The sequence below is a fragment of the Desmonostoc muscorum LEGE 12446 genome, from assembly GCF_015207005.2.
Classification (GTDB): domain Bacteria; phylum Cyanobacteriota; class Cyanobacteriia; order Cyanobacteriales; family Nostocaceae; genus Nostoc; species Nostoc muscorum.
In genome coordinates this window covers 4746510-4772800 of the sequence record NZ_JADEXS020000001.1, presented here as the reverse complement: position 1 = coordinate 4772800, position 26291 = coordinate 4746510, and the positions used below count along the sequence as shown (strand labels likewise).

Sequence of the window (26291 nt, the reverse complement as noted above, 5' to 3'; positions counted from 1 at the left end):
TCAGCATCTAAAATCCAATACTAATGGCGTATTCCAGCAACCTCACTGATGCAGAATGGGAAATTTTTGAACCCTTATTGCAAGAGATATTACCGACTAAGAAGCAGACTCGACCGACCAACTGGCCAAAGCGAGATATCTTCAATGGAATTCTCTATCAACTAAAAAATGGATGCAATTGGCAAGACTTACCTAAAGACCTCCCCCCTTATTCCACTGTATATTGGCACTACAAACAGTGGCGAGCAGCCGGGGTATTTGAGGAACTGATGAGTGTCTTACATGGACAAGTGCGTGAACAGGTAAAAAAAAAACCGCACTGGACGACATTGATCATCATTGACTCCCAAGCAGTGAAAAATACCTGCAACGCCAGTGTGGAGTCGAAAGGTTTTTGCTTCTACAAAGCCACCAACGGTATTAAAAGGCATTTGGCTATTGACACCCTTGGGTTTCCCTTTTTTACGCTCTGTACTCGCGCCAATGTCTCGGATGATGCCGGATTAATTGAGATGTTTACTCTCAACATCGACTACTTCAAGTCAAAACCTATCGATATTCCCAAGATTACTATCCTGCTAGATCATGGGTATCACCCAGAATATTTGACTCAGGAGTTAGAGCGAATTTACCCAGAGATCATGACCAAAATTCAGTTTCAACTTTCTACGAAACCCTCAAAACAAGAGAAAGCGGCACAAGGAAAATCTGGATTTGTTCCGGCAATAGCTAGATGGGTGATCGAACGCTCCAATGCTTGGATGGAGCGCTGTAAAATTCTGGTTAAGAACTTTGAACGAACCCTGGTTAGTGCCACTGCCAAACTCAATATCTGCTTCATCAGGCTAATGATTAAGAGGCTTGCAGCACCTTCTTAGATGTCAAATGGGTTCTATAGGAACAAAGCCAGTCTCGAAAGTACTTTGCCTGACAAATCCCGCACTGGGAATGGTTTTACCTGGTTCATTTGGCCCGGTTTGCACATCTGCGAACACCAGGCGATGGTCAGAACTGGGAAACGGAAAAGTACCTACTGGGGAGAACGTCGGGTCAGTATTCAGCGGCCAAAACACTCCTGAATTGGCAATTTTTAAGTCAGCCGAGGGTAGCACATAATCAGCCCGGAGGTTTCCAGGAGCAGTATCACCAAAATCTGCGGTATCAAAAGCCGGATTACCTATGTGGTTAGCATTTGCACCACCCTGCAAATCTGCTTGTTGGACGCCACCCAAACTGGTAGGAATGACATTAGTATTGATACCAGGATTTTGCAACAATTGGCGAATAGCATAGTCAAAACTATCACCATCCAACGGGTCAGCATTTTGGTCACCCATAATCACAAAACTTGACCCAGCAGCGATACCGCCTGTTTTACCCTGATCATCGTAGATGTAATCACCATTACCAGGTGTAATATAGTCTGCCCAAAAGCGGATCTCGTCGTGATTGCGCTTGCCGTTGCGGTCTTCTGACCCATCAAATATCGGTGGTGTGGGGTGGCTGGCGAGGACATGAATTGTTTCGCCGTTTACTTGGATGGGTACATCCCAGTGACTTTTAGAAGAAAGGCGGAGAACTGCCAGTTCTTCCTGAGAATACCAATCATTTGCCTGTGGAGTTGCGGCATTGTCAGGAAGCAAGGCATTGGGCATATCCTTCCAAAGGAAGTTTTGGAAGGTGCGGATGTTGGCAGTGTCAATGGGATATTTGGATAGCAGCAACATCCCGTATTGACCAGGAAAGTTACCGAATCCCAGGGCATCATCGCCATATCCGGATGCGCCTGGGGTTGTAACTGCTGTGCCGTTGTTGTTTAAGTCAAACCCAGAAGCAATACCTGTATTGGCAGGAGCGATGTAAAAATAAGGGTAGTCAACGGGAGTTGCACCATTTTGACTGACCGCTAAATAATTTTGCTTAAATAACTGAACTGCCTCTGGGGAGTAGTCAAACTCATTAATCAGCAGCACATCTGGGTTATTACGCTGAATAATCTCCGCAACCGCCTTTGCCTGAGCATTATCAGGAGTAGATAAATCAGTTACTAACTGACCTTGGGCATTACGATTCAAAGAAGCATTGAACTGAGAAAAGCGAATTGTACTTGTGGTTACCATAAGAAAAAATGGGGAGTAGGGAGTAGGGAGTGGGGAGTTAGGAATTTTCCCCTTTGTGCCTGTGCGTGGGCTTTAAACAAAAACAAAACGAGTATCTGTTACCAAATTTGTATTTTGGTTTAACCCGTTTTCTACAACAGCAATCAATTCGGCGCCATTGCTGGTGAAAATACCCACAGCAGATTTATTTATAGACACAGATGATGCTGACCCTAATGAATAATTGTTAGCAACTCCTTTGAGTTGAATGCGATCGCTTGCTTGTAAGTTGAGAATATCCGCGTAGTCGGCATTACCGGAACTGGCGTAGAAAACAGAAGTGCTATCACCCAAAACGTAAGTATCTGCACCCTGGTCACCGTTGAGAAGATCGATTTCCTTTGTGCCACCACCCCAACTAATTAGGCGGTCGTTACCATCGCCCCCGGAAACTAGATCGCTGCCAAGTCCACCTAAAATTGTGTCATTGCCATCGTCGCCAAGGAGTATGTCGGCACCTCCCTTGCCATCGAGGTAGTCATTGCCTGCTCCGCCGTTAATGAACTCACTGGCATTAGTACCGATCACGCGATCGCTCCCAGCTTGGGCATAAATTATGTATCTGTTCAAACCAGTAAGCTGGTCGATAAAGATAATATCGTTGCCAGATGTGGCCTTGTTATTAGCAACAGTCAGTTCAAAAGTATCGCTGGCTGTCAGGCCTTTAGCATCAGCAGCGGTGACTGTGACTGCAAAAATACCAGTTGTGGAAACAGTGCCGGATATTACACCAGTGTTGGCAACGATACTAGCTCCATTCGGTAAGCCAGTAGTGCTGTAAGTGAGGGTGTCACCTGGGTCGATGTCAGCAAATTTGTTACTGATATTGAAAGAGAAAGACTTGTCAGTGGAGATAATTTGATCGTCAATCGGTTGTACTACTTGGGGAGTATTGTTTGCAGGCAAATTAAACCGAGCCACACTGGGGTCATGGTCGCTATCTTGATCGGCAAACTCTGAGTTGAAGTGAACTACGTCATACCCATCCAGTTTGCTCAGCAAGTTGTTACTGATTAAAATGTGGTCAAGGGTTTGGGCGTTGCCTTCAAAGTTGTAGGTGTAGCGCTCATTTTCAGGCAGAGTTTCAATCAGGGAAGTCAGTCCAGCGCTTTCTAGGGTGCTGAGGGGGTTGGAAAACTCAAAGTCATTTAAGTCACCCGCTACGACTACATTGGCATTGGGGTCGATGGCTAAAATACTCTCAACGAAATTTTTGACTAAAGTAGCTTGTTGTTGACGCTGGACTTCGCTAGTCAGGGTTGGCGGTTGATTCGGCCCGTATAATGGTTGGTCGCCGCCTTTAGAATTAAAGTGGTTGCCAATTACGTACACAGTTTCACCGTTGAAAGTAAATTCACCAACTAAGGGTTTGCGACTGCTATTAAAGGCGGAGTTGGTGGGGTCAATCAAACCAGGACTATTAGAAACTGTGGGAACACCAGAGTTATTGGTGACTGTGGTGTTGGAGGTGGAAGTACCACCGGGACGATCTACAAAGCTGACACGATTGGGATTGAATAAGAAGCCGACGCGGATATTTCCGCCGGGTTCACCGCCATTGGTATTGTTAACTGGGTCAATTTGGCGATATTCATAGGTGGGACCACCAGCAGCAGCAATGGCATTAATTAATGTTTGGAAGGTGGTACTGGCATCAACTACGCCGTTATTCGTCGCCCCGTTATTGTCTTGAATTTCCTCCAGACTAATGATGTCTGGCGATCGCAAATTATTGACAATGCGGTTAGCAAGGTTATTAAACTTGGTTGCACCATCACCAGGGTCAAGATTTTCGACGTTGAAGGTAGCAACTGTTAGTTGATTGGTGGTGGGAGTTAAAGCTGTGACTTCTCTGGTGAGTGTGTTGGAAGTAACAGTCACCGAGGTTGGCAGAACTTCGTAGTTATTGAAGTTATAATCAACCACACCCGTAATCGTGTCGAAAGTCGCACCGACATTCACTTGGGGTGAGTTACCAGAGGTAAACAGGGTATCATCAATTTGAATACGCTCTGGATTAAAGTCATTGGCACTAATGGCGATACCACCGCGTGCTGTGCGTCCGGTGACATTGGCGCCATTGTCTGCCAGTATCCAAATCTCCCCAAAAGAATTTGTCGGGCTAACTGCCACAGGATTATTTACCTGTACCAGCATTCCTTCTAAGCTTTCGTAGAAATCAATGCCATCTTGGGCAGGGTCGAAGGTAGTGGTTCCAGTTTCGATATTGCCGCTAGTGTCGTTATCGATTACCGTCGTTGGAATGGTTCTGCCGCCATTCCCAAGGATTGTGGCAGTTGGCAAAGTATTGCCACTGGAGAGTTTGACAATTGTGGGGCTAGTAATTTCTGTGGTTGTCAGGTTATTGGCATTATTACCAGGACGAAATTCGGTGACTGTTCCAGTGACTAATACAGAATCTCCGACGGATACCGTTGGTGCTGATGAAGTGAAAACAAAAATGGCTTCAGAGGTGCGATCGTTATTATCTGGGTTGGGATCTTGCAAGTAAAAACCGTTACTTGTTTTCACCGTGACAATTCCCGCTACATTGTTAACGGTCTGATTTCTCAAGGGTGAGATATGGCCTGCTCCCTGAATCTCGCTAATCTTAATGGATGGGGCTACTTCATTATCTGTCACCGTAATATCTGCAATAGCGTTAGTAAAACCTGTAGCTGAAGCAGTTATGGTCACTGACTGAGAGCCATCAAGTATCAGATCGTCTTCAGCGTTAATCGCAAAGGTTACAGTCGGACTATTGCCTGTGAAGGTGACAGTTGTGGGTAGTGTTGCCTCAGTTGGATCGTTGCTGCTCAAATTGACAACTAAATCTGGTACAGAGGTGTCTGAGCGCGTCAGAGTGGCTGTAGCAGCATTAGCCCCAGCATTCTCAGCAAATGAGCTAGGAGTAATACTTAAAGACAAAGTTGGCGTAGCTGGGATAGAACGTAGACTATTAATATAAGTTGTATTAGCTCCGCCATTGGGCAAACCAGGTGTGGTTGTAGTAAATGCAATTCCTGTTGTCCAGTTAGTAGTGTTTGTTGCACCTACAAGGTCAGAGTTTAGTGCATAGCCTGTATTGTTTGTGCTAGTACCAAAATTGACATTTGCTGCGCTTGTAAAGGCTCCGGTTGCAGTGCCAATATCTACAGCAAATCCGTCTGTTGAAATAGTACTGCCAGTATTTGAAGTATCAACCCAAACAACATCATCAGCAGCAATATCTCCATTATTTCCGCTGTTGGCGTTAGGTAGGAAGGAACCACCAGCATTGAAAGCTATATTCCAGTCACCAGCTGATGGATTATATGATGTGTCCTGAGTAATAGCTGTATTTCCACCAATTGTAATGATAGTTCCTGCTTTAAAGGTAGAGGCTATAGAACTAACATTTGTAAATTTATAAGCAGAAAACTTAGAGGCTTTGGCACTTGTGGAGTCTCCCACAAAGAAAGACTCAAGCTGTATAGCAGTCAAGTCTTCAACAACTAAAAGCTCTATAAATTCGTCAGTTGTGGTGAGGGTTCCACCACGGTAAAATTCGTTGATAACGATCTTGGGCATAAAAACCTCTTCGTTTAATTGTGTGAACCTGCGATCGCAATATCACTTTGTGTCAAGGCTATATAAAAATATCTGCTGAGAAAACAACAGCATCAGAAGTCTGAGGGCTAATACTGGCAGCATCAATGCCACCTTCAAAGTCCGAAGTGTGGAGAATTTGGAGTGTAAGTGCCATTTTTTTGCCAGTAAAACAACGTTAACTGCAAAGATGCACTTCGCAGTTAGAGCGAGAGCAATTCCAAATAAAGTTTCTAAACCACCATTTTTGGCAGTTCAGAAAAGTTATTTGTACAACTTTTGAGTATTTAACTATTCAGCCACCTTAAACTATCTGAATAAAGTTAAGAAACAGCTAGCAAAAGGTTAAAACTACAGATAGTTCAGCCAAAGATACAAACAGTTAAGGATATTTGCCCGAAAAACTTCTCAATACCCGCACATTACATCGCATTTCTTCACTCAACAACAAAAGTGCGATCGCCAAAAGTTTTCTCTACAATTACAGCAGTTTTCATGTATTGGAACCACATCTGTCGTCAAGGCACAGCAATGCTGTGCCCCTACAGCGAGCGAGCGTGGTCTATTTACCTGAAAATAGCTGTAAAATCTCAAACTCCCTGTCCTCTCTGCGTCTCTGCATGAGATAAATCATCGTGCAAACATACAATACTAATTCTTGGGCGTTGCTGAATTTGGTCATGAATTATGTTTGTATATATTTTGTCGTTTAATGCCAAATCCTTGTAGAGACGTAGCATTGCTACGTCTCTACATACCTGTAAATTGTAAATTCATATCTTGATTCAGCAACGCCTTTAAGGGACTTCCAGAAAATAAATTATCCCAAATTATTTGTACATTTTTCGGGTAGCACAGCTGTGCTACCCTACTATGGAATATTTTTTTCCTTGGAAGTCCCCTAAATTAACCTTCCAATGCCTTCGCAGTCTTCTCCTTATCCAACTTCAAAATCAACACACCCAAAGGTGGTAAACACAAATCCAGGGAATAAGAACGACTGTGCAAAGACCAATCATCTGTCCACTTACCGCCTAAATTGCCCATATTACTGCCGCCATACTGACGTGCATCGCTATTAAACAACTCGGTATAAAATCCCTTTTCCGGGACACCGATACGGTAGTGAGAATGGGGTTGCGGCGTGAAGTTGCAAACCACGATCGCAAAATCATCAGAATCCTTGTCACGTCTGATAAAGGAAACCACGCTATGGCGGTTATCGCTACAGTCAACCCACTCAAACCCAGGTTCGGCAAAATCCTGGGTGTATAAAGTTGGTTCACTGCGGTAGAGATGGTTCAAATCCTGGAAAAATGTTTTTAACTGTTGATGGGCTTCATATTGTAATAAGTGCCACTCCAAGTCAGCCCAAACATTCCACTCACTCCACTGTCCAAACTCCATGCTCATAAACATGGTTTTCTTGCCTGGGTGAGCAAACATATAAGCAAACAAACAACGCACATTAGCAAACTTCTGCCATCTATCCCCCGGCATTTTGCCGATGATATTGCTCTTGCCATGTACCACTTCATCGTGGGACAAGGCCAGCATGAAGTTTTCACTGTGGTTATACCACATACTAAAGGTGATATTATTTTGGTGGAATTGGCGGAACCAAGGGTCCATGCTGAAGTAGTCCAGCATATCGTGCATCCAGCCCATATTCCATTTCAAGTTAAAGCCCAGCCCGCCTGTGTAGGTAGGCCAAGATACCATCGGCCAAGAAGTAGATTCTTCGGCAATTGAGAGAATTCCGGGGAAATAGCTGAAGATAATGTGATTTACTTGACGCAGAAAATCTGCTGCTTCTAGGTTTTCTCTACCGCCATACTGGTTAGGCAACCATTCTCCTGGTTTGCGGCAATAGTCATTGTAGAGCATCGAAGCCACAGCATCGACACGAATTCCATCAATGTGGTACTTATCAAACCAGAACAGGGCATTGGCTGCTAGGAAATTACTAACTTCATGGCGACTGTAGTTGAATACTAAAGTACCCCATTCTTTGTGTTCGCCTTTGCGGGGGTCTGCGTGTTCGTATAAGTGGCTACCATCAAAGAATGCTAAACCATGACCATCTTTAGGGAAGTGACCAGGAACCCAATCCACAATTACGCCTATATCATTTTCGTGACATTTGTCAACAAAATACATGAAATCTTCGGGCGTACCAAAACGGGAAGTGGGGGCATAGTACCCGGTTACTTGATAACCCCAAGAACCATCAAAGGGATGCTCCGCAATGGGTAGCAATTCTAGGTGGGTGTATCCCAATTCTTTGACGTAGGGAATGAGCCGGTCTGCTAGTTCTCGGTAAGTTAGGAAACGTGCGCCTGGTTTGAGTTCCGAAACGATAACTACAGGTTCAGTTTCACCATTCGCTAATTTAGCTGGTTCGGCACTAGAAGCGTGTAACCAAGAGCCTAAATGCACTTCATAAACTGAAACTGGCTGGGTGAGGGGGTCACTATGACGCCGTTTTTCCATCCAGTCTTTGTCATTCCAATTGTAAGTATCTAAATCAGTGACAATGGACGCCGTTTTTGGGCGGGCTTCCTGCTGGAAACCGTAGGGATCGGATTTTTCGTAAATGTGACCTTCAAAATTTTTGATTTCATATTTGTAATGCTCGCCCACTCCGATTTCCGGAATGAACAATTCCCAAATTCCGGTAGCGCCTTTACGCATCTGGTGTTTGCGCCCATCCCAGAGGTTAAAATCTCCCAAGAGTGAAACATTCCGGGCGTTGGGTGCCCAAACGGCAAAATAAACGCCCTTAACACCGTCGATTTGGGTGGGGTGCGCTCCCAGTTTCTCGTAAATTCGATGATGGTTGCCTTCAGCAAACAAATGCAAGTCAAACTCTGTCAAGCGGGGAGAACGGAAAGCATAGGGGTCATAGGTGACACGCTCATGTTCTCCTTCTTTAATCCGTAACTGGTAGTTTGTCAGTTCTGCGGTTTCAATGGTGCATTCAAAAAAGTGGGGATGATGCACTGTTTGCATTGGGTATTCTTTCCGTTGTTCAGGAAGAACTACCCATGCTGCACTTGCGTTTGGTAGGTAGGCTCTCACAGCCCAGACAGTTTTGCCATCTTGTTCTATGGGATGAGAACCTAGTATTTCAAAGGGATCGTGATGCTGATTCCAAACGATACGGTTAACCTGTTCAGGAGCGATCGTGGTCATGGACATGAAGCTACCTAAGTGTAATAACGTGATTGACTAAACGTACTTTTTTAATATCTATATATATTCTTTACATTTATTTGCAAATTTGTCGCCACCGTTATCCTACCTCAGAATGAGTCATCTGTTTTTGAGGGGTTGGGGACTGGGGGAGATGAGGGGGATGAGGGGGATGAGGGGGATGAGGGAGTGGGGGAGGTGAAGGAGGTAGAGGGAAAATAGCCAATGACTAATGACTAATGACTATTAAAAATTTAAAAATGGGAAAAACTGAAGTAAGGTTTTACGTAGGCGAAGCAAGAAAATCTGGTCACGAATTTTGGGGTCTAGTTTTGGCGGCGGTACTGCTTGCAACTGTTCTTGTAACTGGGCGTATTCGGCAGCAGTCAGAAATTTTCCATCGATGGGCGATCGCGCCTCTATGATAATCTGTGTCCGTAATATCTCTTCTGGTGTATCCTCTGGTGGCGGTAATGCTATTACCGTCGATCCCCAATAGCTACTTAAAAATATAAATGTTGCGCTAATTACAAATAAAAACAGTAATTTTACTATTTTTTTGACTTTAACTTTTACCATCTCCTTAACTGCATTCACAACGCAGCATGAAAATCTGTTTTTCCGACGCCCAATACCCCATCCCAATAAAAATCTGGCAACATCAAGAGACATCACCAGATTTTATTTTTTGATACATGATGAATTGTTTTGTCCTTTCAAAATTCAGTAATCTAAGCCATTTTACAGCAGTGTCCTTTATTGACTCTCCTAATTACCTGACGCCTGAGCAAGCTATTATACAGCGCCATCAACATATACTGACCATTCAAAAATTTTGAAAAGCTTGGTTAATAGGCTTTGGTATTTTAGTAAGTCTCAAGAAGCCTGAGTTTCAGGCTTCTTAAACGGCTGTACCATTTCGTACTCCTGGGTAGAAGCAAGCTAAGTGAAGCATCTTTGCCAGGAGACGGGTACAGAACTTGGGAATTTTAATTTTTGGACAAGTCGGAGATCAGGCTTCCTTAAATCTCAACTTCAGTGATTTTGTCTACTCTACAAAGAAGCAAGCTAGACTTGCTTTTCCCACATAAGCTCTACAAAGCTCTCACACTCCAACACACAGGTGCGGGTTTTTATGTGAACTTGATTTATTCAAGTTATGTGGTGAGTACCTTTGTCAGTAAGCTATTCTGCGCTGATTTAAACTCAATTTTAGAGTGCCTTATTTAGGACTAGCAGTCGGAGTAGCAGTCGGAGTAGCTGCGGGAGTAGCTGGGGGAGTAGCAGGAGGCGCGTCTGTCGGTTCACCTGTAGGCGCTGGAGTACTAGTAGTACCACCACCACCTTCACCGCCACCTTCACAGGCTCCCAGAATTGCGGCCAGACTTAACATTAGAGCCAAACCAAAGATTTTTGTTTTCATAACTCCTCTTTCACCAATTGTGGCTAGAAAAATTTTTCGCCTGTTGAATACGATACCGTATTTATCGCTTTTTTTTAAATGCTGTAAGATTACATACTAAAAAAAAACAACCCTTTGGGGTATTCTTTTTGAAATCAACTATCATACAGCCATTTGATTAGTTTCTCTGAACTCAGGAGCAAAATCCAAAGTATTAAATTTTCTCGTCAGCTGAGCTACCATAACAAAAATTTTATCGTTAAGAATTTAGCAGTCAGTCATCAAAATCCAAAATGTATTGGAGTTTGACTTAAGTCAATGAATACAGAGGTTGAAAATCCCCCCAGATCTACAATTGGCAGATCTACGTTAAAACATTAGTATAAAAAAATACTTATTTACTTCTGGATCTCCGAACTTGCGATCTGCGGAAGCTGCTCACAAGTTGTGTGTGAATTCTGGTCTGTTTTTTATTTTTTTCACAGAGTATTGCATCTTGCTGCTCCCCATTGCCATACTTTAGGTGCGATATCTAAACAGCAAGCTATCCAGTTTATAATCGGTGACTGCAAACATTGCAATATCCAGGGGATACAAACATTGATATAGCTAGCTATTAGAGCAGTTAAAAGGGTGTAGTCTGTTATGTGTGTTTGTTGCATAGAAGGGTATTTTAACCCTAGCAAAAACAGACAATCAATTCAAAGTACAGTATTTTTCATCTAAAAAAATTTATGGTTATTGCTCGGAAATCAGCTGTTTCTACAAGGGGTACTTCGTTTTGGCGAGATTCTATTCTTTCTTTGGGGAGGCGACGACGTTCTGCGCGTTTGGAGTCAGCAGCCCAGAGTAGTTCTATACCCAGTACCCAAGCTGCACGAGTATCCTCTCGAAGACGAAAGCGTTCCTCAAAAAATTTATCGGTTTCTTACACAAATGAGGCAGTTACGCCCAAATCGATGAAAGAGTTGGGCAGACAACAACTGCCAAATCTCAATGACCAATCAAATCAAACTAACAACAGTCCGGAGACTGGTTTTCTTGGTCTTCCCATGATGCCTGGTTCTGGAGCAACACCATTATGGTTGCTACGTTTGTACACTTTTCATCGTTATTCGTCAGTTTTGGCGTTTTTGTTAGTAGCAGCGACACTTGCGGTTTATGGCTGGACAGTATATTCTCAAGAGCTTTGGAGTCAGTCATATCGCAGGCTGCAAAATCTCCAACGTCATGAGCGGCTATTAACGACAACTAACGCGACGCTGACAAACAAAATGGCACAGGAAGCAGAACAGCCAACAACAGGGTTGGTATCGCCAACTCCTGAAGGAATGATTTTTTTACCTCCAGCATCTTCTAATTCTCAATCAGCATCGTCTAACACAAAGCCAAATCACCAAACCCAACAAACACTCTCGCCTCTGGGATATTGAAGGCATTGGGCATGGGGCATTGGTCATTGGGCAATTGGTCATTGGTCATTTGCAAAGGACGAGCGACAAAGGACAAAGGACAAAGAACAAAGGACAAATCCAATGCAAAAGTCACCAAGCAAAACAAAATTCGCAAAGTTTCGGAGTCCAGCATTCACAAGGCGACAGAGACGTTCTCAACGAGGTTTTTTGGGGAAATTTGCGTCTAATATCCAAGAGCAAACATCCAATACCAAGTCCCGACTGTTTATTGTGTGGGGCGCATTAATGGCAGCAGGGTTGGGATTGGGTGTTAACTTGTATAACTTGCAAATTGTTCGGGGACCAAAGTTAACAGAGCAGGCACGAAATCAGCAAATGGTGAATTTGCGACCTTTTATGCCCCGTCGCCCAGTGGTAGATCGCAATAATAATCTGTTGGCGATTGACCGTCCTGTATATACTTTGTACGCTCATCCCAAGTTGTTTGATAAGTCTAATGAAGAGATAGCAGAGCAACTTTCCCCGATATTGGCCAAAGATGCTCCTGAACTGGTGAAGACTTTTGAGAGCAAAAAAAGCGGGATTGTGCTTGCGCCAGCGATACCGGAAGAAATTGTCGATCGCATCACCTCTTTGCGCTTAAATGGTTTAGAACTGATTCAAAAATACTCCCGATTTTACCCTTCAGATGATTTGGCTGCTGATGTGGTGGGGTACGTGAATGTTGACCGTCGTGGTCAGGCTGGTGTGGAATATTCTCAAGAAAAGTTGCTAGAACGTTCTGTGCAAACGGTGCGTCTCAGTCGAGCCGGTAACGGCGCCCTAATGCCAGATCATGCCCCCGAAGGTTTTTTACATTTTGATGATTTGCGGCTGCAACTGACTATTGATAGCCGTTTGCAACGAATTGCCCGCACTGCTCTTAAGCAAAAGATGGACGAGTTTAAGGCTAAACGCGGGGCAGTAATTGTGATGGACGCATTGGATGGTTCCTTACTCGCTCTGGTTTCTCAGCCCACTTATAACCCTAATGAATACGGCAAAGCTGATATTTCACTGTTCAAAAACTGGACGGTGGCGGATCTTTATGAGCCGGGTTCGACTTTCAAGCCTTTGAATGTGGCGATCGCTCTGGAAAATGGTGTCATCAAACCAGATGATATGTTTAATGACTCCGGTTCTATTCGCGTAGCTAATTACACCATCAAAAATGCGATGAACAATGGTTATGGGCGGATCAGCATCGCTCAAATCCTGCAAAATTCTAGCAACATTGGTATGGTGCAAATTATCCAGCGATTAAAACCTGCAATATACTACAACTGGCTGGAACGTTTGGGACTAGGACAAAAAGTTGATACAGATTTGCCTTTTGAAGTTGGCGGTAGGCTCAAAAGTCAAGAGGAATTTATCAGTTCGCCAATTGAACCAGCGACTACTTCCTTTGGGCAAGGTTTTTCGATGACACCGATACAGCTGGTACAGATGCACGGTGCTTTAGCCAATGGCGGGAAATTGGTTACACCCCATGTAGTCCGGGGTCTGATTGATACCAAAGGACAGATGCATGATTCACTCCCTCGCACCATACCGCGCCAAATTTTCTCAGCTGCAACAGCCCAAAAGGTAGTAGAAATGATGGAAACTGTTGTTTCTGAAGGCACTGGTAAGGTGGCACAAATTCCGGGATATCGCATCGCGGGGAAAACTGGTACTGCCCAAAAAGCCAGTCCGAATGGCGGTTATATCAAAGGTGCGAGAATCACTAGCTTTGTAGCTATTTTACCAGTGGAATCTCCTCGCTATGTAGTGTTCGCATTAGTAGATGAACCAAAAGGAGAAAATGCTTATGGTTCTACCGTCGCCGCCCCAATTGTGAAGTCGGTGATTGAAGCGCTGATTCCTCTGGAGGAGATTCCGCCAAGTAAGGCGATGGAATGAGAGAGTGGGGGGAGTGGGGGGAGTGGGGGGAGATTAGAAAAAAGCTTCCTAACCTCCCACACCTCCCACACCTCGCATACTCCCAATGCCCAATGCCAAATCCCTTTCTAGACTTAATCTTTCTTTATAACCAGGGAAAGAGGTAGAGAAGACTACTCGTGTGGGAACTTAGGTATTAGAGATGAAACTAATCTCTCACTTTTTTAAGGCTACTGAAAATTCCATGCAAACCAATATAGTTATATTCCCTAACCCTGGGGCTGGGAAAAAAAATACGCAAACAGAAGAAACAAAAATTACCAAATACAACCGTGCTGAGCAGCAATTTATAGAACTCCTAACATTGGACGATTTGGACAATCAACTGGATATAAAACCTGCAAAAGCAAGTGAGTTTCAACAGACGCTTTCTATGGCAATAGGCGCTGCTTATGCAAACGATCGCTCTGATGAACAGGCTCACCTTTTTCTCCAACGGATACTTTATCGAATTAATCGGCTAAACCTGTTTTGGTACGATGATTTACATAATTATACCAATGAGCGATCGCTTTATTTGTACTCATGTCGTGACCAAATTGAAGCTGCTTGGCAAAAGTGGGAACTTGCACAATTTGATCTAGCTGCACTGCAAGAATTGGATGCCAAACAAGCTTTAATTGAGCGTGCATCTACTGATTTAAATCCGCCATTATCGCCAGATAACCGCTATATCCGTGAGGAAATGAGCAAAACTGGCTATCGTCACTTGCTAGCGATCGCTTCTTTTGATGGCTTGGTTGAAGCTAGCCGTCTTTCTCGGATTTTAGGTGGTGCTGCTAATGAAGTGCAGTGTACGCTGGTGCGTGTACTACTAGAAGAATACGGCAATGGTCGTTTATCTCGCAAGCACTCTACATTTTTTGCCCAAATGCTTGCTGAATTCGGGATGAATACTCAACCAGAAGGATATTTCGATTTAGTACCTTGGGAAGTCCTAGCTTGTGCTAATCATAATTTTCTGCTCACTGAGCGCAAACGCTATTTTCTACGCTACAGTGGCGCGTTGACATATTTTGAGGTGGCTGGGCCCGCGGCTTACAGAAACTATCTCGCAGCAGCGCAACGGCTAGGACTCTCAGAAGCAGCTATGGGTTATTGGGAATTGCACATCAGGGAAGATGAACGCCACGGTCGTTGGATGTTAGATGATGTGGCTTTGCCATTAGCAGAACAATATCCCCATGATGCATGGGAACTGCTGCTTGGCTATGACCAGGACAAACTAATGGGCGATCGCGCCGCCGGTGCTGTTGTGCGATCGATACACCAAGCAGAACAAACTGCTTTACTGACCTAATAAATCCTAAAAATTAGAAATTAAAAAAGAATTCAGAATTCAGAATTCAGAATCAATTTAGTGGGGGACTTAAACCCAGTTATTCAGACGCTCCTGCGTCGCTAACGCTGCGCTATCCGCCAGTCATACAGAAAACATTGCTGAATTCTGACTCCTGACTCCTGAATTCTTTCTTGTTAAAAATAGCAGGTTCTTTTTTAGCATTTTAATTTGGCAATCTCAGCCATTTTATTGCTAATGTGCCTGCTAATTAATTTCTTTAGCAAACAATTTCTTGCTAAAGGAACAGTTTTTTATTGCCTTGATACAAGGTAGTAAATAATTTTTTGTTGAACTAATCATACCTTATTGCTGAGCTAAAGTCAAATGAAAGATATCTTTGTTTGTCCTGAAGAATCTAATTTTTATTCCAACTGCTTAGAAAACTTTATAATTAGAAATTGTCATGAATATAAATCCATCGTTGAGTTTGGTTCGGGAGATGGCAGCCCTGTAATTAATTCTTTGTTGAGAAACAATTTTCATGGAGTAATCCAGGGATTTGAATTAAATACTTCTGCATGGAAAACGGCAAATTTAACCATTGATGAATACAAACTTAGTGATAAATATATAATCCATAATTCATCTTTGTTTGACTCTTCTCAACCTGATGCAGAATATCTTGTAGCTAATCCGCCATATCTCCCCGCACCAGATAACGATATCTATATGCCGCTGTTATTTGGAGGCGTAGACGGAGCTAAAATTACCAACGAACTTTTGACATTAGGTTATGAAAATGTATTGATTTTAATATCTAGCTTTTCTAATCCAACAAGTACGCTTAACTTAGCAAAAGAAAATGGTTATTGCGTTGCAAATTTTATGATTTTACCTTTGCAATTTGGCTACTATAGCTCTGAGCCTAAGGTAAAGAAACACATAGAAAAATTACGGAAAAACAAAATGGCTTTTTATTCTGGTGATTATTATTTCTTAGCTGGTGTTTTATTTAAAAAGTGCCAAGATTGGGACATTGATTTATCTAATGAATTAGCCCAGGTAATGACTAATTTATGAAATATACAGCATACTTAAGAAGTAAAACAGGGTTTGTACCTGGCTTTGAAGCATATTTGATTTTTGAAGTTACTTCGTCTTTGGCAGTAGGCAATAGGTAATGATTAATTGCTTCTTGCCTTGCCTACACAGGTAAGTTGATGAATAAAATGGAACTGCTGGGATTTACAGCATATTGCTGGGGCTTTTGTTGTTGCAGTAGCGATGTCTACGACACGCTACGCCTACGCAATCTTTGTTCCTTATTATGTAGTATTCGATCGCTATAAATATCAGTTGAGAGTGTTTAAGTTAGATGGTGCCCCTTATACTGAGGTTGCACTTTCAGATTCACGCTTCTGGATACCAGAATTAGAATTAGGCTTGGGTGTATGGCAAGGACGCTATCAAGATGTAGAACAGCCTTGGTTACGCTGGTATGATTGGACAGGTTGCTGGGTATTGACTCCCACAGAACAAGAAACACAACGTGCTGAACGGTTAATCGCGCAATTGCGATCGCTTGGCATTGAACCCGATGTAGATTAGCTGATTAACTTTTGGTATCAAAGTCTTCTGAATTCACCAATTTTGGATTCTGAATCTTTACCCAAAATCTAAAATCTAAAATCTAAAATGGTATTATTTCCGCTTTTTGTGCCAATGTCCATCATCACCTTTTTCATAATCGCGCTTCACCGCACTCCAAGCAACACGAAAAGCACTTTCTTCTTCACCATACTGTTCTTGAGCGCTGTTAAAAGCAGCCCGAAAAATTTCTTGGGCGTGCTTAGGTAAGTTCTCTTTGACTGAATCTGGTAAATCTTCAATTTCTTTATAAGGCATAAATCACACTAATTAGTAATTAAAATGAGTAAATATAAGGTGTAGTGGCGTGGTAAGCCTAAATCAATGCAATAAAAAAATTGGTTGATGTTTCTCAAATCTCAATAATTGAGCAATTTTTCATGCAATATTTTAGTCTTGTCACGCCAGCCAGGTGTGTATTTAGCTTGAAAAAGCAAGTTGGGAGTAGGTTAATAAACCTTTTTCATGCTTGGGTGTAGAATTTTCATGAGCTATTGATCATTAGTTATTAACAAATAACAAATAACAAATAGTTTTTGTATAAATTCTACAATTTGATGAGTAATTTTAAAGACCTGATGGGGTTAAAAAGCTAATTATTTGAGGTTTAAAGCTCGATACACTATCCCAATAATTAACTTGGTTAATTTTTACATTTAGCAACGCAATATCGGGTTCATTTAGTCCTTTAGGAAACCAAGTTTGAAGTTCCGGCTTCCATAGTTCTCGCATTTTGTTGCGGTCTTTTACAAGTTGTGAGCTACCTGAAATAGAAATAAACCACTGCTGTTCTGGTGACACAAAACTGACATTTACCTGCGGATGATGTTCAACTTCAGTCACCTTATGAGAACCGCCATATGTAAAAAACCAAAGTGTAGCATCAGAGTTAAGATCACCACTTTTTGACATAGGATAACTATGCAAGCTTCCCTCTTCATCAACTGTGGTGAACATTCCATAATCAACATCTTTGATTAGTTCACGTAACTTTTTAATCTGTTGTTCGCGGTCTGTAGAAGTTGTCATTGGTTGTACTCTTTTATATTTTATTTTCCGGAGTGTAATTTTTCATTGCAACCACGTTTAAAGGTGGTAACCTTACTCTTAAGTATCAATGTTTTGAATTTTAATTGCGTGAGTCTACAGGTGGAATTATACTAATAATCAGCTTTTTTATTTATATCTGTAGAGATATTAGTCAAGAGTGATGTCCAACTAAAAGTTGCTGATTCTGTAAACTCTTTGCCTGGACTATTTCCACAATCATAACTTGACTTTTATGCTTATTTCTTTAGATAGAAAAATTATAATTTTTACACTCAATTAAACTTGCTTCTGTAACTTTAGACTGATGAATATAGTGATTAATTTAAATAGGCTTACATTGTGAGGTCTATTTTGTAAATCTACTTTTAGGCTGCTTTGTGGCCGTAGATATGGGCGTTTATTGTAAAAGTAATTTTCACAAGGTATTTATCGATCGCCTGCTTTTTGCTGGAGGAAGTTTTTAGATGACATCTATATCCGATTTGCAAGAAGTTAATCTTCCTGAAATTGTCGAAAGTCTGACTGCAATAATTATTGCCCCTGTAATTATTCCTGTTGCAGCAGCAATCAAACAACCTGTAGTTCAAAGGGCGATCAAACAGGGCATTACTTTGTCGGAAATATGTAAAGAAGCTGTTGCAGAAGTAGCAGAAGTTTGTGAAAATATAGCAGCCGAGGTAAATGCTGAACTCATTCATGAGAAGCAAGAACAATTTAGTTCTAAAACCTTTGAAACTTATTTGAAAAATAGCAAATCTGAAGTTGCTACGGATTTAATTAACTTGGTATCTGACCTAAACGTTGATGTCGGACAGATGAGTAAAGGCGTTGTCGATTTGCGGTTGTTAGTACCTACGGGGTTAGCAGCACTCGCCATTCACCAATTAATAAATAAAGGGTTAGAACTAGAAGAAATTCCCTGGCATACATTAGCTTGGTATGCCTTTGAAGTATTTACTAAACTTAATAATACAGGAGATTTACAACTATAGCATAATTTTGAATTAGATGGATAATTTTTTGGAGGCATTACAGGAGAAATAATTGCTGTGATTCAAGCAATACATACTAACGTTAAAGGAAGAATTAGATACAAAATAAATGAACTTTATCGTTCGGTAGAATTAAAAGAATATTTGGAGCGATCACTCTCCAAAGAAGCTGGAATAAATTATGTTTCTGCTAATTCCCTAACAGGCAATATTTTAGTAAATTTTAGCAGAGAGCAAAGCCCCAATCAAATTAGCTTTTTAATTGAAAAAGTTTTATTGAATTATCAAAAAAAAAGTAAAAAATCAATTACTAAAACAATTGGTGATGTTCAGGAACAAAAGCCAGAAACTTGGCATTTAATGACAGCAACTAGCGTCGTCAAGAAATTAAATACCTCAAAAACAACAGGATTATCCAGTAACTCTGCTGTAGAAAACCTGAAGAAATATGGCGCGAATGTTCTAGACCAAGCAGCAACTCGTTCAGACTTAAGCATCTTAATTGACCAATTCAAATCTTTACCAGTGGCTTTGCTGGGTGTCGCCGCAGGAATTTCTCTGATCACGGGTGGAGTAATTGATGCTGTGGTCATTATGGGTGTTGTTACTTTGAATGCGACCATTGGTTATGTCACAGAAAGCCAATCAGAAAGAATTATTCATTCCCTTAAAAGTCAGGAACAAACATCAACTTGGGTTATTAGAGATGGCAAACAAATAGAAATTCCCACAGAAGATGTTGTTTTAGGAGATATTTTATTTCTGAAACCCGGCGGTTATATAGTAGCAGATGCCCGACTTCTTGAAGCAGATAATCTGAGTATTGATGAGTCTGCCTTGACAGGAGAAAGTATTCCCGTAACTAAAATTACTGCATCTTTGAATGGTGAGGATATTCCATTAGGCGATCGCCACAATATGATCTACAAAGGCACTTTTGTTATCAGTGGTCAAGGACTGGCTGCGGTTGTGTCCACAGGCAAATTCACCGAAATGGGCAAAATTCAACAAATGGTTGGTGAAGCAACAGCAATCCAGACTCCCCTAGCAAAACAACTAGATGAAGTAGGTAGTCAACTAGTTTTAATTGGCATGGGAATCTGCGGTCTGATTTTTGGTATGGGAGTACTGCGGGGATACGGTTTAGTACAAATGCTCAAATCATCCATATCCTTAGCTGTGGCTGCGGTTCCCGAAGGCTTACCCACCATCGCTACTACAACCTTAGCCTTAGGAATCCGAGATATGAGGAAAAATAACGTCCTCGTTCGCAGTCTCAGTGCGGTGGAAGCATTAGGTTCCGTACAGACGATTTGCATGGATAAAACCGGGACACTGACAGAAAATAAAATGTCCGTAGTGGAGATATATGCAGACAGCAAACACATCACCGTATCCGACGGAGAATTCATCAACGCCGCAGAAAAAATTAATCCGCATACCTGCGATGAACTGTTAAAGCTGATTCATGTATCAGTTCTCTGCAATGAAACAGAAGTCAGTTTACAGAGTGATGGCGAGTATATAGTCACAGGTTCAGCAACAGAAAACGCCTTGATTTACATGGCAATTAGCGCTGGGGTAAATGCGATCGCACTTAGACAAAAATATCTTTTATTGCAAACAAACTTGCGATCGGAAAATCGTAACATCATGAGTACAATTCATCAAACTCCTGATGACCAGCAGTTAATTGCTGTCAAAGGCAGCCCCACTGAAATTGTGCAGATATGCCAAAAGTGGATGAAAAACGGGCAAATAGTACCTTTAAGTGAAGAAGACAGACAAGCGATGGAGATCGAAAACGATCGCATGGCAGGAAAAGCACTGCGGGTGCTGGGTGTAGCTTACAGCCATATCGATGAAACGAAAAACGACAAAAATTATGAATCAGACTTGATTTGGCTGGGTCTTGTAGGCATGGCTGACCCCATTAGAAAAGGTGCCAAAGAATTGATTGGTGACTTCCATGAGGCTGGCATTGATACAGTGATGATAACAGGCGATCAAAGTCCAACTGCTTATGCGATCGCCAAAGAATTAGAATTGAATCGAGATCCCCAACTAGAAATTCTCGATTCCACCAACCTGAATAACCTTACACCAGAGGCATTGACGGCACTTAGCGACAAAGTAGATGTTTTTGCCCGCATCAGTCCCAGCAATAAACTGCAAATCGTCCAAGCATTGCAAGCAGCCGGAAAAGTTGTCGCCATGACCGGTGATGGTATTAACGATGCACCAGCATTGAAAGCCGCCCAAGTTGGCGTAGCAATGGGCAAAAGCGGAACCGATGTCGCCCGTGAAGTTGCAGATATCGTCCTAGAAGACGACAGACTAGAAACCATGATGATTGCCGTGAGTCGGGGACGGACAATTTACAACAACATCAGAAAATCCGTGCATTTCCTGTTAGCCACAAACCTCAGCGAAATTATGGTCATGACCACCGCTACCGCATTGGGTATAGGCGAACCCTTGAATGCCATCCAACTCCTGTGGTTGAATTTGGTAACAGACATATTCCCCGGACTATCCTTAGCATTAGAAGCACCAGAACCCGAAGTGTTGAGTCAGCCACCCCGCAACCCTGACGAACCAATTATTAAAAACACCGACTTTGCCAGAATTGCCTTTGAGTCAGCAACACTATCCGTCAGTACCTTAGCAGCCTACAGTTACGCCATCTTGAGATATGGCATTAGTCCCCAAGCAAGCACCATTGCCTTTATGAGTCTAACTAGCGGACAACTGCTGCATACAATTAGTTCTCGTTCAGAAAAACACAGCATATTTACTCAAGAAAAACTTCCGAATAATCCCTACTTAAATGCTGCGATTACAGGGTCATTTGCCATACAACTTTTAGCGCTAATTGTTCCTCAATTAAGGAGTCTTTTGAAAATTACCCCACTCAATCTTGTGGACAGTCTTGTGATTGGAAGTAGTGCTTTACTACCATTGTTAGTCAATGAATCAACCAAAGAGAATAACTTCTTAAAAAAGCTTGATACTCCAGAAATAAAATCAGAGATTAACACAGATAAACTATCTGTACCACGATCTAGACAATAACTCTCTAAAACTCTTATTTCTCCGTGCCCTCTGTGCCTCTGCGGTTCGTTTATCTTTTAATACCTTTGTATAACTTCTGTAATTTTAAATAAACTTTTAATATAAATCTCATATAAAAGGTAAACATTTATGAAAAAAGACTTCATGTTTACATCAGAATCAGTAACAGAAGGACATCCTGATAAACTTTGCGATCAGATCAGCGATGCGATCGTCGATCGCTTTTTACAGCAAGACCCATATTCGAGAGTAATTACAGAATGTGCAGTATCTACAGGCATCGTTTTCCTCGCAGCAAGATTTGAACCCAACACCAACGTAGATTTTACCAACATAGCCAGACAAGTAATCGAACAAGTAGGTTATGAGCATAAAGAATTTAATGGTAAAACTTGCAGCATTTTAACTAGTCTCAGAGAATTACCCTTTGAGCAACACCATTTATTTGATGAGAACAGTTTATCTGATGCAGAAATAGAAAAAATCACCGTTAATAATCAAGTAACAGTTTTTGGATTTGCCTGTAATCAAACATCGACTCTCATGCCATTACCAATATGGCTAGCCCACAAACTTGCTAGACAAATTAGTGAAGTCAGACGCCAAAAAATACTTCCATATCTGACACCTGACGGCAAAACTCAGGTAGGAGTTGAATATAAAAATCGCCGCCCATATAGAATTCACAGCATTACAGTTATTGCCAGTCAAAATAAAGCATCAAAACCCGAATTTCAGCAATTACACGATGATATTCGAGAGACAGTAATTTCTCCTGTATTTCAAAATGAAGAAATTAAACCAGATGCACAGACAAGAATATTTATTAATCCAGATGGGCCATTTATTCGTGGAGGCCCTGCGGTTCATTCTGGATTAACTGGCAGAAAAAATGCCATAGATACATACGGCGAATATTCCAAACATAGTGGTTCAGCATTGAGCGGTAAAGATCCAATTAGAATAGATAGAATAGGAGCTTATATTGCTCGTTATGCAGCTAAAAATATCGTAGCTGCAAAACTAGCAGATGAATGTGAAGTACAGCTAAGTTATTCTATAGGACTTTCCAGACCGGTGAGTGTGCAAGTCGAAACTTTTGGCACAGGCAAAATTGCAGATGAAGAAATCACAAGTCTTTTAGAAAAGCATTTTGATTTCCGCCTTGCAGGAATTATCAAAGAGTTTAATTTGAGACATTTGCCTTCGTTAAATAAAGGCAGTTTTTATAGGAAACTTGCTGCTTATGGTCATGTAGGTAGAATAGATATAGAAATTCCTTGGGAAAAATTAGATAAAGTTGATGTTTTTTGAAAGAGAAATTATCAAAGAAGAATTCAGGAGTCAGAAGTCAGAATTCAGAATGAATTTATATCATGTCCGTTAGCTTACCCATAATACCCGGATATGATATTACGACTCGCTAACGCTAGGCTATCAGTGGTTGAACTGAATCGATCGCGAAGAGTTATTCTGAATTCTGCATTCTTCAAAATTGCGTAAGCGTAGCCCAACCTAGACATAGCACAATACAGTTCAGCTAAGCCTTTCTTTCTTCTCTTTGCGTCCTTCTCTGACGAGACGCTACGCGAATGCGTCCTTGGCGGTTCGTTAAAAAAATTGAATTTGATCAAGAGTTTTAGCTTTAACTGAACCGTATTTAGACATAGCACCCTAAAATTCAAAGTAATTCTGCCTCTTCAAATACCTGCCTTGTGGTTAATTCCAAACCTGGAAGTAGCGTATCTACAATGGGTGTGTTATCCGTATAAACTTGATTTGATCCATCAGGCAGAAAAACTCTAATACTCATAACTTCTGGATCTATCACCCAAACTCTGGACACACCCGCAGTTAAATAATCCTTCGCTTTCTCTTCAAATTCCTTTATCGTCTGGTCTGGAGAGATAATTTCAATTACCAATTCTGGAATCGCAGGACAAGCCTCATTACGCTTCCAACTTTTAGGTAAACGTTCGTAAGATATGTATGTCAAATCCGGTAAAGGTGCCCAATCTTTGCCTTGACGCTTTAAAAGAATTGCCCACTCAGGAAGAACTCTACCTTTACCTTTGCACCATGCACGAATTAGTAATCCTAAAGCTATCTGTAAAGTTGAATGAAAAAATTTTGGAGACACTTTAGGGACTGCTTGACCATCAACAAACTCATAGTATACATCTCCCTCTGGAAGGCTTAAAAATTCTTTTAAAGTAAGTTGACCTATTATGTTAACCATAGGCTGCACAAGATAGTGGCTAATACACATATCCTACATGGGAAACAGTGGGTGTGGTATGACTATGAAATTTTGTACGACATTGGAACAGCGATCGCTCTCGTATTGCTAACTTAATTAATGGAATAAAAACTTGCTGCGATCGGCAATAGTATCTTTTTTCACTTGGTACTACTCTTGCTATTAATAGTACCCTATGCATCTTGGTAAATTATTTATCAACTGAAGAGTTTTGGAGTCTATGTTTTGCCATCAGATGCACCAAATCCATGTAAATCTCTCACCCAACCACCAGTCACTCCACCACCTGATACCAGTACAACTTAGTCCAATACTCGATACAACTATAAGCTTGATTACTGTTTAATTTCGGTAATTTTATTAATCACTTCTATTAATTTTTCAAGTTTTATGTGACCTGCTTGATATAAAACAATTTGTTTATCGGCAGTAAAAATCCGATTTTGTCTGATATTACTTGGCTGATTTAAACCACCAGAGCTAAAATCACTCTTTTCCAGATGAATAGCATAGATATCCCCAATAGTTCGGCTAGTAATTTGGCAAAGAATCAGGTCATCTCCCTGAAGAGTAGCAATAACTAAAGCAGGTCTGCGTTTTGTGCCAGTTAAGTCGGAAAATGGAAATGGAACAATAACAACATCTCCTTTTACAAATTCTGCCATGCTGCATCTTCCTCTGGACTTAACCAATCTTTTTGCAGTGATGATTCACTCATAATGCTGATTTCTAAGGTTTTATCTTTCTGGTACTTGGCTTGTAAAAACTGAACAAAATCTAAAATTTCCTGTAACAAAGGTTCAGGTAATTTTTCTAGTTCTTGTGTAATCTGTTCTTTAAGCATAATTGTCTTGTTTTGTGTTTCGGCAATATCTAAAATAATAATATTTATCGTATCGGCTTTTAAAGTTAAATAGAAGATAAAATTAATTCAGCCTCTTGAGATGAGTACATTTAGCTTAATAAAAGAGTAAGATTTTAGAAGACATTCCAGGGGCGATCGCCACTATGTCTGATTCATAACTTCTAGCGTGCTAATCTAGTAAAATCAGCCAAAAAGAGTATTTCTACTCAAAAAAATGTTAAATTTGTACCCTTTGAATGAGCCTCTTCAACCCATAGCAAGAGTGTCATTTTCCATAAAACGCTTACGATGAGGAACTAGGAAATCAAATTGCAGTATATCTGCCTATCAAATTATGGACTGGAAGTACAGGTGGAAAAATGGCTATCGCCCAAGCCGAGATGAAGCGGTAAAAAACCCTCATTTGTTAGATGAAAGTCAGTTTGAGACTGAACAAGACCGACATCTGGCTGAAGAAGCTACAAGAAAGCATTTGGGTATACCTGCACCAACCTTAGACGAAGAACAATCCATATTACCTCATGCAGCTTCGCCTAATGAAAAATCTCAAAGATAACACCATTTCCCAAAATTTTTGCAACAAATAATTTAGCTGTAGGGGCGTAAGGCTGTACGCCCCTAATCATGCATTTGTAGCATAAATTTTGTAAAATAATATTCTGGGTATTTTTTGCCCATCCACGCTCCAAACCATTATAAACTCCAACAAAATAATGCAAATTTTTCAACTTTTAAATCAATTAAACACTAGAAAAGTCACTAAGTTACTTACTCAAACAGTAGCTTTAAGCATAGGTGCTATTGTTCTATTTTCAAGTACTAATGCCTATGCTGCCGAGCAAGTTATTTTAAAATATGGTACTTTTCAGGGTTCAATATCTGTTGAAGAATTAAATCAGTTTGTAGAAACTGGCAAGACTACCCCAACATTAACGGCTTATTTGCAGGCGGCTCAACAAGACCCTAAATTGGCTCGTAAAGCACTGAAATCTGGAATTAAAGCCGATCCTGCCTTTTTAAATAACTTACTATCTAGCTGGGCTGGGCCAGTTTTAGTTGACCAAATTGGTGAAGTAGTTCACCCCCCCGCAGGACAACTAAACCAAGAAGCGCTACGAACTGCTTTAAGTGCATCTATTAAGCAAAGTGGTCAAGTTACACTACTGGGAGCTATTCAGAATTATCCAAACACTTCTGTGGAACTAGAAGGAGATCGTCTCATCGGTGTTTATGAACGGCTAAGCAATCTGGCAGAACTCTTTTGATAGGTAGTTGCTGTTGAAATTTAATACCCGCGACTCTACCTCAAGGTTCTACCCTATGACTCAGAAATTCTCTAACGTAATTGTAGAGTTTAATCTAAGCATAGGGAAAAGATTTG

Annotated in this window: 19 protein-coding genes and 2 pseudogenes; 11 read left to right on the top strand and 10 right to left on the bottom strand. The window is 41.3% G+C overall.

Annotation, left to right across the window (positions count from 1 at the left end):
* Window positions 1-23: 23 nt before the first annotated feature.
* Complete coding sequence (locus IQ276_RS20370) at window positions 24-878, top strand: IS5 family transposase (RefSeq protein ID WP_235115308.1); 855 nt, start codon at window positions 24-26, stop codon at window positions 876-878.
* 18 nt (window positions 879-896) lie between these two features.
* Here the strand turns inward: IQ276_RS20370 and IQ276_RS20365 are convergent.
* The 5 genes and pseudogenes from IQ276_RS20365 to IQ276_RS20345 all read right to left on the bottom strand — a co-directional run.
* Window positions 897-2120: pseudogene (locus tag IQ276_RS20365) on the bottom strand (endonuclease/exonuclease/phosphatase family protein); the annotation flags it as partial.
* Between the two features lie 72 nt (window positions 2121-2192).
* The gene (locus IQ276_RS20360) at window positions 2193-5729 is read right to left on the bottom strand and encodes a DUF8508 domain-containing protein (protein ID WP_193920351.1); all 3537 of its coding nucleotides are present in this window, start codon (window positions 5727-5729) and stop codon (window positions 2193-2195) included.
* A gap of 924 nt (window positions 5730-6653) precedes the next feature.
* The gene (glgB, locus tag IQ276_RS20355) at window positions 6654-8948 is read right to left on the bottom strand and encodes a 1,4-alpha-glucan branching enzyme (protein WP_235115826.1); all 2295 of its coding nucleotides are present in this window, start codon (window positions 8946-8948) and stop codon (window positions 6654-6656) included.
* 240 nt (window positions 8949-9188) lie between these two features.
* Window positions 9189-9521, bottom strand: a complete 333-nt coding sequence (locus IQ276_RS20350; RefSeq protein ID WP_193923164.1) for a hypothetical protein — start codon at window positions 9519-9521, stop codon at window positions 9189-9191.
* Window positions 9522-10164: 643 nt separating this feature from the next.
* On the bottom strand, window positions 10165-10365 hold the full coding sequence (locus IQ276_RS20345) for a hypothetical protein (protein WP_193923172.1): 201 nt from the start codon (window positions 10363-10365) through the stop codon (window positions 10165-10167).
* Between the two features lie 713 nt (window positions 10366-11078).
* Here IQ276_RS20345 and IQ276_RS20340 point away from each other — a divergent pair.
* The 5 genes and pseudogenes from IQ276_RS20340 to IQ276_RS20320 all read left to right on the top strand — a co-directional run.
* Complete coding sequence (locus IQ276_RS20340) at window positions 11079-11777, top strand: hypothetical protein (protein WP_193923176.1); 699 nt, start codon at window positions 11079-11081, stop codon at window positions 11775-11777.
* Between the two features lie 102 nt (window positions 11778-11879).
* Window positions 11880-13700: a peptidoglycan D,D-transpeptidase FtsI family protein gene (locus IQ276_RS20335; RefSeq protein WP_193923178.1), complete on the top strand. Its 1821-nt coding sequence runs from the start codon at window positions 11880-11882 to the stop codon at window positions 13698-13700.
* Window positions 13701-13923: 223 nt separating this feature from the next.
* A complete protein-coding gene (locus tag IQ276_RS20330; protein ID WP_193923880.1) occupies window positions 13924-15039 on the top strand; it encodes an iron-containing redox enzyme family protein in 1116 nt (371 codons plus the stop codon).
* A gap of 366 nt (window positions 15040-15405) precedes the next feature.
* A complete protein-coding gene (locus tag IQ276_RS20325; RefSeq protein ID WP_193923879.1) occupies window positions 15406-16101 on the top strand; it encodes a class I SAM-dependent methyltransferase in 696 nt (231 codons plus the stop codon).
* Window positions 16102-16335: 234 nt separating this feature from the next.
* Window positions 16336-16629, top strand: a pseudogene (locus IQ276_RS20320) (hypothetical protein); the annotation flags it as partial.
* Window positions 16630-16722: 93 nt separating this feature from the next.
* Here the strand turns inward: IQ276_RS20320 and IQ276_RS20315 are convergent.
* The gene (locus IQ276_RS20315) at window positions 16723-16926 is read right to left on the bottom strand and encodes a ChaB family protein (RefSeq protein ID WP_193923872.1); all 204 of its coding nucleotides are present in this window, start codon (window positions 16924-16926) and stop codon (window positions 16723-16725) included.
* A 309-nt stretch (window positions 16927-17235) separates the two neighbouring features.
* Window positions 17236-17697 (bottom strand): pyridoxamine 5'-phosphate oxidase family protein, encoded by a 462-nt coding sequence (locus IQ276_RS20310; protein ID WP_235115825.1) that lies wholly within the window; start codon window positions 17695-17697, stop codon window positions 17236-17238.
* Window positions 17698-18182: 485 nt separating this feature from the next.
* Here IQ276_RS20310 and IQ276_RS20305 point away from each other — a divergent pair, with 485 nt between their 5' ends.
* The 3 genes from IQ276_RS20305 to metK all read left to right on the top strand — a co-directional run bounded on the left by IQ276_RS20305 (window position 18183) and on the right by metK (window position 23099).
* On the top strand, window positions 18183-18710 hold the full coding sequence (locus IQ276_RS20305) for a DUF5132 domain-containing protein (protein ID WP_193922119.1): 528 nt from the start codon (window positions 18183-18185) through the stop codon (window positions 18708-18710).
* Window positions 18711-18767: 57 nt separating this feature from the next.
* The gene (locus IQ276_RS20300) at window positions 18768-21785 is read left to right on the top strand and encodes a cation-translocating P-type ATPase (RefSeq protein WP_193922117.1); all 3018 of its coding nucleotides are present in this window, start codon (window positions 18768-18770) and stop codon (window positions 21783-21785) included.
* A 129-nt stretch (window positions 21786-21914) separates the two neighbouring features.
* Entirely contained in the window at window positions 21915-23099 is a 1185-nt protein-coding gene (metK, locus tag IQ276_RS20295; RefSeq protein WP_235115824.1) for a methionine adenosyltransferase, read from the top strand.
* A 367-nt stretch (window positions 23100-23466) separates the two neighbouring features.
* Here the strand turns inward: metK and IQ276_RS20290 are convergent, their stop codons facing one another.
* The 3 genes from IQ276_RS20290 to IQ276_RS20280 all read right to left on the bottom strand — a co-directional run bounded on the left by IQ276_RS20290 (window position 23467) and on the right by IQ276_RS20280 (window position 24889).
* The gene (locus IQ276_RS20290) at window positions 23467-24024 is read right to left on the bottom strand and encodes a Uma2 family endonuclease (RefSeq protein WP_193923960.1); all 558 of its coding nucleotides are present in this window, start codon (window positions 24022-24024) and stop codon (window positions 23467-23469) included.
* A 356-nt stretch (window positions 24025-24380) separates the two neighbouring features.
* Window positions 24381-24710: a type II toxin-antitoxin system PemK/MazF family toxin gene (locus tag IQ276_RS20285; RefSeq protein WP_193923958.1), complete on the bottom strand. Its 330-nt coding sequence runs from the start codon at window positions 24708-24710 to the stop codon at window positions 24381-24383.
* Window positions 24695-24889, bottom strand: coding sequence for a DUF2281 domain-containing protein (locus IQ276_RS20280; RefSeq protein ID WP_199343793.1), 195 nt, complete (start codon window positions 24887-24889; stop codon window positions 24695-24697). Before IQ276_RS20280 ends, IQ276_RS20285 begins: the two co-directional genes overlap by 16 nt.
* Before the next feature lie 355 nt (window positions 24890-25244).
* On the opposite strand from IQ276_RS20280, the gene IQ276_RS20275 reads away from it, so the two are divergent.
* On the top strand, window positions 25245-25466 hold the full coding sequence (locus tag IQ276_RS20275) for a bromodomain-containing protein (RefSeq protein ID WP_190876372.1): 222 nt from the start codon (window positions 25245-25247) through the stop codon (window positions 25464-25466).
* 157 nt (window positions 25467-25623) lie between these two features.
* On the top strand, window positions 25624-26175 hold the full coding sequence (locus IQ276_RS20270) for an alpha/beta hydrolase (protein ID WP_193923956.1): 552 nt from the start codon (window positions 25624-25626) through the stop codon (window positions 26173-26175).
* The last annotated feature ends 116 nt before the right edge of the window (window positions 26176-26291 follow it).